The organism is Rhodopseudomonas sp. BR0C11 (assembly GCF_010820945.1).
In the GTDB taxonomy this organism is placed as follows: domain Bacteria; phylum Pseudomonadota; class Alphaproteobacteria; order Rhizobiales; family Xanthobacteraceae; genus Rhodopseudomonas; species Rhodopseudomonas palustris_H.
The window spans coordinates 1-9,621 of the sequence record NZ_QTKI01000166.1; the positions used below are offsets into that span (position 1 = coordinate 1).

The window sequence follows — 9,621 nt, forward strand, 5'->3', positions numbered from 1 at the left end:
GGCGTCTGCATGGCGACTTCGAACGTCTTCGCGTCGGCGAGAAAATACTCTTCTTCGATGCCGAACGAATAGGCAGCATTGGCATCGATGCCGATCGCAGACCGGATCACCAAGTGCTGCTGATTGGCGCTCAGGTTGAGCCTGAGCTTGTCGAGGATCTTCGGATCAAACATGGGTCTGCAACCAAGCTTCGAGGAGGGCGGCCTGCCACAGCCGCGAGTGACCTTTCGGACTCATTTCTGCTTCGGGATGATCGAGCATGTGATCGATGAACTCAGGGCGATACAGGCCGCGGCTGCGCGCAGCGGACGAGGACAGGGTGTCGCGAACGTAGTCGAGGAATTCTCCCTGCAGATGCCGCAGGGCTGGCACCGGGAAATAGCCCTTCGGCCGGTCGATGACCTCCGCAGGAAGCAGCGCTCGGGCCGCCTTCTTGAGAATGTATTTGCCGCCGTCGCCGAGTTTGAGCGAGGTGGGAAGCCGGGCGGCTAACTCGACCACTTCGTGGTCGAGGAATGGGACGCGCGCTTCGAGGCCGTGGGCCATGGTCATGTTGTCGACCCGCTTGACCGGATCGTCGACCATCATGATTTCGGCGTCGATCTGCAGCGCTTTGTCGACCGGCGAACTCGCCGAGGTGCGGTCGAAGAAGCTCTCGACGAACTCCGAACTGTAGTCGTCCGACACCAGATCCGGCGTCAGCAGTTTGGCGATATCGGAGTGCTTCCAGTCGAAATACACTTCGCGATACTGGTCGGAGGCATTATTCGCGGTGAGCAGGGAAGGGTACCAACTATAGCCGCCGAACACTTCGTCGGCGCCCTGACCGCTTTGCACCACGGTGACCCGTTTCGCGACCTCGCGGGACAATAGATAGAAGGCGACGGCGTCGTGGCTGACCATCGGCTCGGACATCGCCTGGATCGCGTCCGGTAGATGCTGCAGAGCCTCCCGGCCGTCGATCCTGATCTGCTCGTGGGCGGTTGCGAAGTGCTTCGCCACCAAGTCGGAATAATAGAACTCGTCTCCGCGGTGTTCGCCGATACTGTCGAAGCCGATCGCGAAGGTTTTGACGTCGGCATGGCCGAGCCTGGCGAGCAGAGCGACGATCAGCGACGAGTCGAGGCCGCCGGACAGCAGGACGCCGACCGGCACGTCGGCGAGGCGGCGGCGATCGACGGCGTTCAGCATTGCGTCGGTGACGGCTTCGGTCCACTCCTGCTCGGTCATCGCCCGGTCGTCGCGCCGGGCGCCGACCGCAAAACTCCAATAACGCCGCGTGATCCTCGATCCATCGGGTTCCAACGTCAGAATGGTGGCGGGTTCGAGCTTCTTGACGCCACGCAGGATGGTGCGCGGCGGCGGCACGGCGGCGTGAAAGCTGAAGAACTGATGCAGTCCGACCGGATCGAGCGACGTATCGACGTCCTCGCCTGCGAGCAGCGCGGGCAGGTCGGACGCGAAGCGGAAATAGTCGGGATGATCGATGTAGTACAAGGGTTTGATGCCGAGGCGATCGCGCGCCAGCATCACACGGCCGCTGTCGCGCTCCCACAGCGCAAAGGCGAACATGCCCTTGAACTTGGTGACGCAATCGGCCCCCCAGGCATGATAGCTCTTGAGGATGACTTCTGTGTCGCCCTGCGAGAAGAACCGGTAGCCGCGCTGCGACAGCTGTTCGCGTAGCTCGCGGAAATTGTAGATGCAGCCGTTGAAGACGATGCCGAGGCCGAGCTCGCTATCGATCATCGGCTGCTGCGAAGCGGCGGCCAGATCGAGAATGCTGAGGCGCCGATGCCCGAACGCCATGTTGCCTTGTGCGAACAATCCTTCCGCGTCAGGTCCGCGCCGATGCATCGCGCGGGTGACGGCCTTCAATGACGAAATCGAAGGCTCGCCACGCATGCGGATCTCTCCGCAGATTCCACACATCTTTCTCCGGGGCCTCCGTTGCCGATGTTTTAAGCTCGCTCGACAACATTCTGGGCAACCGTGGGTTCCTGCGGCAGATGCGCCGCCGTTGGCATGAAGGGACGAATTTCGACCGGCCGCGAGGGGCGCGAAATCAGCACGTGATTAGCAGGGACTTCGGACCAATGTTGCTCGGTGTCGAACGGCTCCGACGCCACGACCAGCGGGCCGTCATCGCGATAATACAGGGTGTTGGCCGTGTCGTTATGCGCGAAGCGGAAGGCGTAGAGGTCGTGCCCGTTCGCTAGCGCCGACGTAAACCGCATTCGCTCGCGCAGGCCGTCTTCGTCGACCAATGCGCTCAGCGCGCGCATCACGCGCTGCGTTGCGCCGATCGGATCGTGCTCCAGGCCTTCGCCCATCATTGCCAGAAACACCGCTTCGGAATCGGTCGTGCCGACCCGCGACGGATACAGATGATCCGGGATCATCGCCTCGACCTTGCGCCGCAGTCGGCTCCAGCTGCCGATGAAGCCGTTGTGCATGAACATCCACCGCCCGCACGCGAACGGGTGGCAGTTCTGCCGCGTCACCGCCGTTCCAGTGGCCGCACGGACGTGGGCGAAGAACATGTGCGACTGCAGGTGCCGGCAGAGGTAACGCAGGTTCTCGTCCGACCACGCCGGCCGGGTCTCGCGATAAAGCCCCGGCTCGGGATGAATGCCGTACCAGCCGAGCCCGAAGCCGTCTCCGTTGGTGCTGCCGGCGGATTCCCGCGCGCGGAGGCTCTGATTGATCAGGGAGTGGACCGGTTCGGTGACGTAGCTGTCGAATGACGTTTCTTCTCCGCGGTATGCCAGCCAGCGGCACATCGATTCACCTCGAATTTCATTTGGCGCAACGGCGCACATCACCGGTCAACCCGAGCGCGGGAGACCAGTTCCGCAGGAGGCGCTGCAAGGGATAGGAACTGCCGTGGAGGATCCGGGTTAGCGGGCAGATCCCGTCCACTGAAGATCGCCGCACGCATGAACATCCTCGACCCGCAAGGTCCGGTCGCGTACGGGAACTCGACCATCCTGATCGACTCGGTTGTGATCATGTTGGCGATCGTGGTGCCGACGATCGTCGCAATCCTGGCATTCGCCTTCTGGTTCCGCGCTTCCAATCCGCGCGCCAGGCATCGGCCGGAGTTCTCCTATTCGGGCCGGATCGAACTGGTGGTGTGGTCGATTCCGACGCTCACCATCATCCTGCTCGGCGGCGTCACCTGGATCGGATCGCATCAGCTCGATCCTGCAGCGCCGGTCGAAGGCACCGGAAGCCCGGTCCGCATCCAGGTGGTGTCGATGGACTGGAAGTGGCTGTTCATCTACCCGGATCAACGCATTGCGACGGTCAACACGCTGACCGTGCCGGTCGGCGCGTCGCTGCAGTTTGAACTGACGTCGGCGAGCGTGATGAACGCGTTCTTCATCCCGCAGCTCGGCAGCATGATCTACACCATGAACGGCATGGTGACGCGGCTCAACCTGCGTGCTGATGCCGAGGGCGATCTGCGCGGATTGTCGTCGCATTTCAGCGGCGACGGCTTTCCCGACATGACGTTTCCGGTGCACGTGGTCTCGACCCTGGCATTTCCCGACTGGGTTGCCGAGACCGCCGAAAGCGGCCGCGAGCTCAACGCTGACAGCTATAAGGACCTGATGAAACAGGCGCCGGAGAGCGGCACGCCGACCTATCGGCTGGCTGATCCGTTGCTGTTTCACGCGATCAGCACCCAGCAAATCCCGCCACAGCCGGGACCGCGGCCGACCGAACAAGGCGCGCCGTCCCACATCGAAGCGAATTGGGGAGCCAACGCGATATGCTCGGCAAGCTCGACTGGTCGGCCATTCCGATTGATCAGCCAATCCCGCTGATTGCGGCGGCGATCGTGATGGCGGCGATCCTTGCCACGCTGCTGTGGGCGGGGATCAAGGGCTACTTTCCGTATCTTTGGCATGAATGGATCACCAGCGTCGATCACAAGCGGATCGGCGTGATGTACGTGCTGCTGGCGATGGTGATGCTGCTGCGCGGCGGCACCGATGCGATCATGATGCGAACCCAGCAGGCGGTCGCCTATCAGTCGCCGGGATATCTGCCTCCCGAGCACTACAACCAGATCTTCTCGGCACACGGCACGATCATGATCTTCTTCGTCGCCATGCCGTTCGTGATCGGTCTGATGAACCTGGTGGTGCCGCTGCAGCTCGGCGTCCGTGATGTGGCGTTTCCGACCTTGAACTCGGTCGGGTTCTGGCTGACCGCGAGCGGAGCACTGCTGGTCAATCTGTCGCTGGTGATCGGCGAATTCGCCCGCACCGGCTGGCTGCCGTTTCCGCCGCTCTCCGAGCTGAGCTATTCGCCCGGCGTCGGCGTCGACTATTACGCCTGGGCGCTGCAGATTTCCGGCATCGGCACGCTGGTGGCCGGGATCAACCTCGTCACCACGGTGCTCAAGCTGCGGACCCGCGGCATGACGTACTTGCGGATGCCGATGTTTTGCTGGACGACGCTGGCCTCGAATCTGCTGATCGTCGCGGCATTTCCGATCCTCACCGCCACCTTGGCGATGCTGCTGCTCGATCGCTACCTCGGCTTCCACTTCTTCACCAACGAAGCCGGCGGCAACATGATGATGTTCATGAACCTGATCTGGGCCTGGGGGCACCCGGAGGTCTACATCCTGGTGCTGCCGGCATTCGGCGTGTTCTCCGAAGTGGTGTCGACGTTCTCCGGCAAGCCGCTGTTCGGCTATCGCTCGATGGTGCTGGCGACGATGGCGATCTGCATCATCTCGTTCATGGTGTGGCTGCACCACTTCTTCACCATGGGGGCGGGCGCCACCGTCAACGCGGTGTTCGGCATCGCCAGCATGATCATCGCGGTGCCGACCGGCGTGAAGATCTACAACTGGCTGTTCACGATGTATGGCGGCCGGATCCGGTTCGAGACGCCGATGCTGTGGGCGGTCGGGTTCATGGTGACGTTCATTATCGGAGGGCTCACCGGCGTTCTGGTTGCGGTGCCGCCGGCCGACTTCCAGCTCCACAACAGCATGTTTCTGGTGGCGCATTTCCATAACGTCATCATCGGCGGCGTGCTGTTCGGTGCGTTCGCCGGCTACACCTACTGGTTTCCCAAGGCGTTCGGCTTCCGCCTGCACGAGGGGCTCGGCAAGGCCGCGTTCTGGTTCACGCTGATCGGCTTCTACGTCACCTTCATGCCGCTCTATGTCGCCGGCCTGCTCGGCATGACGCGCCGGCTGCAGCACTACGACGTCGTCGCGTGGCATCCTTGGATGATCGTGGCGGCGATCGGCACCGGGATCATCAGCATCGGCGTGATGCTGCAGATCGTGCAGTTCGTCGTCAGCATCCGCCACCGCGACGAGTTGCGCGATCGCACCGGTGATCCGTGGGATGGCCGTTCGTTGGAATGGGCCACCGCGTCACCGCCGCCGGTGTTCAACTTCGCGGTCCCCCCTGATGTTACGGGCGAGGATGCGTATTGGGCCGCGAAGCAGAAGGCGCAGGAGCACGGTCTCGAAGCCCGCAAGCAGGATTATCGCGACATCGAGATGCCGCGCAATTCGCCGACCGGCATCGTATGCGCGTTCTTCGCCACGGTGATGGGCTTTGCGATGGTGTGGCACATCTGGTGGATGGTGGTGCTCGGCGGCATCGGCGCGTTTGCCACCTTCGTGGTGTTCGCCTGGCGTGACCACGACGAATACGTCATTCCCGCCGCCGAAGTCGAACGGATCGACCGCGCCAATATCGCGGAGCGCAAGGCGGCGCTGAGCGCTGTGGGCGCGTCATGACGGAGGTCGCGCTGTCCCACGGTCAGGCAGACCCGCACCATCTGGGCGGGCTGCAGTCGGTCGGCGCCAGCCACGCCGGGCCCGCATCGAAGCGGATCGTGGCCGGCTACGGCTTTTGGATCTTCCTATTGTCCGACATCGTGATGTTCTCGTGCTTCTTTGCGAGCTACGCGGTGCTGTCGGGCGCCACCGCTGGCGGACCAGCCGGTGCGCAGCTGTTTGATCTCCGCAACGTCGCAATCGAGACGGCTTGCCTGCTGTTGTCGAGCTTCACCTGCGGCATGGCGAGCCTCGGCGCTGCGGTCGGCAGCCAGCGCTGGTTTCAGGTCGCGATGGCGGCGACCGGCATGCTCGGCGCGGCGTTTCTCGGACTGGAGCTGCGCGAGTTTGCCGACCTGGTGGAGCAGGGGGCCGGCCCGACCCGCAGTGCGTTTCTCTCGGCCTTCTTCACGCTGGTCGGCTGCCACGGCCTGCACGTCACCGCGGGTGTGCTGTGGCTGCTGACGATGATGGCTCAGGTGTTCGCCAAGGGCTTCCGGGCCGACATCTGCCGGCGGCTATTGTGCTTCGCGCTGTTCTGGCACGCGCTCGACATCATCTGGGTGGCGATCTTTTCGATGGTCTATCTGTTGGGGAGCGGCACATGAGCGAGCAGCGAAGCGGCCACGGCGGGGAGCTCTATGACGTCGCGCCCGGCGATGAAGAGGAAGTCCGCATCGGCCGGCGCCTGCTCGGCTATGGCGTCGGGCTCGGTCTGTCGGTTCTGCTCACCGCGACGTCGTTCTTCATCGCCGGCACGGATATGGTGTGGCAGCCGAGCATCCCGGTAGCGATCGCGGTGCTGGCGATCGCCCAGATGGGCGTGCAGCTCGTCTTCTTCCTGCACATCACCACCGGTTCCGATAACACCAACAACGTGCTAGCGCTCGCCTTCGGCAGCCTGATCGTGCTGCTGGTGGTCGGCGGCTCGATCTGGATCATGGGCCACCTCAATCACAACATGATGCCGATGGAACAGATCATGCGGATGGGCGGCTGAGGCAACCCGATCAGCTCGGCGCGCCGAGAGGTACGCGAACAAACAGCGCAGTGCCGTGTCCGGTTTCGGTTTCCAGTTCGACGGTGCCGTCGACCAAGGCAAGTCGCTCCCGCATGCCGACAAGTCCGAGCCGGCGGGACGAATGCTCGTCGGCCTGTTCAGGAGGGATGCCGCAGCCGTCGTCCTCGATGATGCAGATCACGTCGCTGCCGCGGAATTCGAGGATCACGCCGACCCGGGTCGCATGGGCGTGGCGGACCACATTGGTGATGCCTTCCTGCACAATCCTGTACAGCGCGCTTTCGATATCGGCCGGTAGCCGTCGTTCGCCGAGACCGAGATGCAGATCGAACACCAGGCTGCAATGCGGCTCCCAGCTCGCGACCAGTTGAGACACGGCGTCTTCGAGCCCGAGCGTGTCGAGCGCGGTCGGCCGTACCTCCCACGCCACCCGGTGCAGGCTGGTGCTGAGATCGTTGACGATGTGCTTCAGCGACGCGACCTTTTCGGCGAGGCTGGCGGCCGTGGGCGTGCCGCGCGCGAGCGCATCCAGGCCGAATTGAACGAGGGTGACCATCTGCCCGAGATTGTCGTGCAACTCGCGTGCGATGCGTTTGCGTTCGGTTTCCTGGTCGACCATGGTCTGCCGCAATACCTTGAGCACGTCGGCTTCGGCCGCGGCGCGGCGTTCGCTTTGCACGACCAGCTTCCGCGCCGTGGTGCGGCATTCCACCAGTCGGCGGTCGAGTGTTGCCAGCGTCCTTGCCTGGCGGGTCGCGTAGCGCATCGCCCGTTCGAGCACGATGGCATCGAACTCACCCTTGACCAGATAGTCATTGGCGCCGACCTCGGTCGCCGCCTGATCGACCATCGGGTCGCCGTGGCCGGTCAGCACGATGATCGGCTTGATGTTGCCGCGATCGCGCGCGTCGCGGATCAGATCGAGCCCGCTGCGCGGACCGAGGCGAAAGTCGACGAGATAGAGGTCGTGCTCCTTGCGATCGATCGCGGCCGCCGCCTCGTCGAACCGCGATACCCAGTCGAGCGTTGCCCGAAACCCGGGGATCTTCTGCAGCATCCGCTGCATCGTCAGGTATTCGATCTCCGCATCGTCGACGAGCAGGATTCGGGACGCGGTCGCGCTCACGGCCGATAAGCCTCAGTGGTTGGAAGAGATGCCGTGTTCATCCAAAAGTGCCAGAGCGAGCGGATCGCCTCGACGTAGTCGGCGATATTGGCCGGCTTGACCAGATAGGCGTTGAAGCCGATCGAATAGGCTTCCGTGATGTGCTTAGCACTTTCCGACGTCGACAGTGCAATCACCACCAGATGCCGCACCGTCTCGTCCTGCCGCAACAGCCGCACGACTTTCCGGCCGTCGAGCCGCGGCATGTTGAGGTCGAGCAGTACGAGTGCAGGGGTGGGGGCGTCCGCGCGGCCGCCGAAGCGGTTGCGGCCATAGATGTAATCCAGCGTCTGCTCGCCATCGCTGACGAAGCGGAGATCGGCGGCAATCGAGGCCCGCGCGAAGACTTCGGTCAGGATCAGCTTGTCGTAGTCGTGGTCTTCCGCCACCAGCACCGTCGGAAGTGTGCGCTCGCGGGTCATTTCAGCTCTCCGTCGTGTCCTGCTCGCGCAACGGCAGCGTGAAGGTGAACACCGATCCCTGTCCGACGTGGCTCTTTGCCGAAATCGTGCCTCCGTGCCGATGGACGATCTTGCGGCAGATCGCCAGGCCAATTCCGGTGCCTTGATATTCGTCCGGACCGTGGAGGCGCTGAAACGGCTCGAAGATCTGCTCGCGGTATTGCTCATCGAAACCAATGCCGTTGTCGGCGATCGTGATGCGCGCTTTCCGTATGTTCGCGCCAGCAGGCGCCGGCGGCGGGCTATCGATCGTCGCTGCGATGGTCACGCGAGGCAGCCGCTCGGCATCGCGATACTTTACCGCATTGCTGATCAGGTTCTGCATCAATTGCCGGATCTGGCTGCCATCGCATAGCACCGTGGGAAGCGGCTCCGAGACGACTTCGGCGCGTGCATCCTGCAGCATCGGCTTCAGATCGGACAGCACCTCGGCCAAAATCTGGTTGAGGTCGACCGGTTGCAGCGGCCGGGCCTGCCGGCCGATCCTGGAGTATTCGGCCAGATCGTTGATCAGCGCGCGCAACCGGCGGGACGACGCCTCGATCCCATTCACCATCACGCTGAGGCGGCTCCGCGCTTCAGGGAGCAATAAATCGCTCAACAGGCCAGCGAATGCTTCGATGTGGCGCAGCGGCTCCTTAAGGTCGTGGGCGGCGACATAGGCGAACGATTCCAGCTCGTCGTTACTGCGGGATAGTTCGCGGTTGGCGTTCTCCAGTTCTTCGGCGCGGCCGAGAATAACATCGACCACGAGATCGCGGATCTCTTCCGCCGCGACGATCTCATGGCTACGCCAAGGGCGCGATCGGTCGCGGACTTCCTCGCGCCAAGCCTCGAACGACGCGCGGGTCTGTAGGCGCTTGCCCCGCGGGCCGATTTGTACCGGCTTGTGCGGATCGCCACCCCAGGTCACGGTCTGCGCCACTTCCGGCCGGAACCACAGCATCAGCGTCGTCGAGGCCCGCCCCAGGGGCACGGCGAGCAGGCCGCTGGCGATGTCGGAATACACCTCGGCCTCGGGAAAGCTCGCCGAGAGCTGTTGTGTTTGAAAGATGCCGCGCGACTCGCGGTGCGACAGCCATGACGCCAGAGCCTGGATCTCGTCGGCGGATGGGGTTCGTCCGAAGGCGGTGACACCGTCGAAGCTGCTTAGCGC

General features: G+C 63.5%; 9 protein-coding genes and 1 pseudogene. 4 read left to right on the plus strand and 6 right to left on the minus strand.

Going from position 1 to position 9,621, the window contains the following annotated elements; translation table 11 throughout:
• The 3 genes and pseudogenes from DYI24_RS28320 to DYI24_RS14185 form a co-directional block, all read right to left on the minus strand.
• A pseudogene (locus DYI24_RS28320) lies at nt 1–173 on the minus strand (carboxylate-amine ligase); the annotation flags it as partial.
• Nucleotides 166–1,932, minus strand: coding sequence for an N-acetylglutaminylglutamine amidotransferase (locus tag DYI24_RS14180; protein WP_164572743.1), 1,767 nt, complete (start codon nt 1,930–1,932; stop codon nt 166–168). The pseudogene DYI24_RS28320 and the gene DYI24_RS14180, both read right to left, overlap by 8 nt.
• Before the next feature lie 29 nt (nt 1,933–1,961).
• Nucleotides 1,962–2,783: a class II glutamine amidotransferase gene (locus DYI24_RS14185; protein ID WP_164572744.1), complete on the minus strand. Its 822-nt coding sequence runs from the start codon at nt 2,781–2,783 to the stop codon at nt 1,962–1,964.
• A 156-nt stretch (nt 2,784–2,939) separates the two neighbouring features.
• Between DYI24_RS14185 and DYI24_RS14190 the strand changes: the two genes are divergently transcribed.
• From DYI24_RS14190 to cyoD, 4 genes are read left to right on the plus strand one after another with little or no spacing between them, the layout of a single operon-like run.
• Complete coding sequence (locus DYI24_RS14190; protein ID WP_246701258.1) at nt 2,940–3,833, plus strand: cytochrome ubiquinol oxidase subunit II family protein; 894 nt, start codon at nt 2,940–2,942, stop codon at nt 3,831–3,833.
• Complete coding sequence (gene cyoB, locus DYI24_RS14195) at nt 3,779–5,779, plus strand: cytochrome o ubiquinol oxidase subunit I (RefSeq protein ID WP_164572745.1); 2,001 nt, start codon at nt 3,779–3,781, stop codon at nt 5,777–5,779. The genes DYI24_RS14190 and cyoB overlap by 55 nt, the downstream gene beginning before the upstream one ends.
• Nucleotides 5,776–6,426: a cytochrome (ubi)quinol oxidase subunit III gene (locus DYI24_RS14200; RefSeq protein ID WP_164572746.1), complete on the plus strand. Its 651-nt coding sequence runs from the start codon at nt 5,776–5,778 to the stop codon at nt 6,424–6,426. Before cyoB ends, DYI24_RS14200 begins: the two co-directional genes overlap by 4 nt.
• A complete protein-coding gene (cyoD, locus tag DYI24_RS14205) occupies nt 6,423–6,818 on the plus strand; it encodes a cytochrome o ubiquinol oxidase subunit IV (protein WP_164572747.1) in 396 nt (131 codons plus the stop codon). Before DYI24_RS14200 ends, cyoD begins: the two co-directional genes overlap by 4 nt.
• Before the next feature lie 10 nt (nt 6,819–6,828).
• On the opposite strand, the gene DYI24_RS14210 is transcribed toward cyoD, so the two are convergent.
• Genes DYI24_RS14210 through DYI24_RS14220 form a run of 3 tightly spaced genes read right to left on the minus strand, consistent with a single transcriptional unit; the run spans nt 6,829 to nt 9,564 of the window.
• Nucleotides 6,829–7,965, minus strand: a complete 1,137-nt coding sequence (locus tag DYI24_RS14210) for an ATP-binding response regulator (protein WP_164572748.1) — start codon at nt 7,963–7,965, stop codon at nt 6,829–6,831.
• Nucleotides 7,962–8,426 (minus strand): response regulator, encoded by a 465-nt coding sequence (locus DYI24_RS14215; protein ID WP_164572749.1) that lies wholly within the window; start codon nt 8,424–8,426, stop codon nt 7,962–7,964. Before DYI24_RS14215 ends, DYI24_RS14210 begins: the two co-directional genes overlap by 4 nt.
• 1 nt (nt 8,427) lies before the next feature.
• Complete coding sequence (locus DYI24_RS14220; protein ID WP_502706343.1) at nt 8,428–9,564, minus strand: ATP-binding protein; 1,137 nt, start codon at nt 9,562–9,564, stop codon at nt 8,428–8,430.
• Nucleotides 9,565–9,621 lie beyond the last annotated feature (57 nt).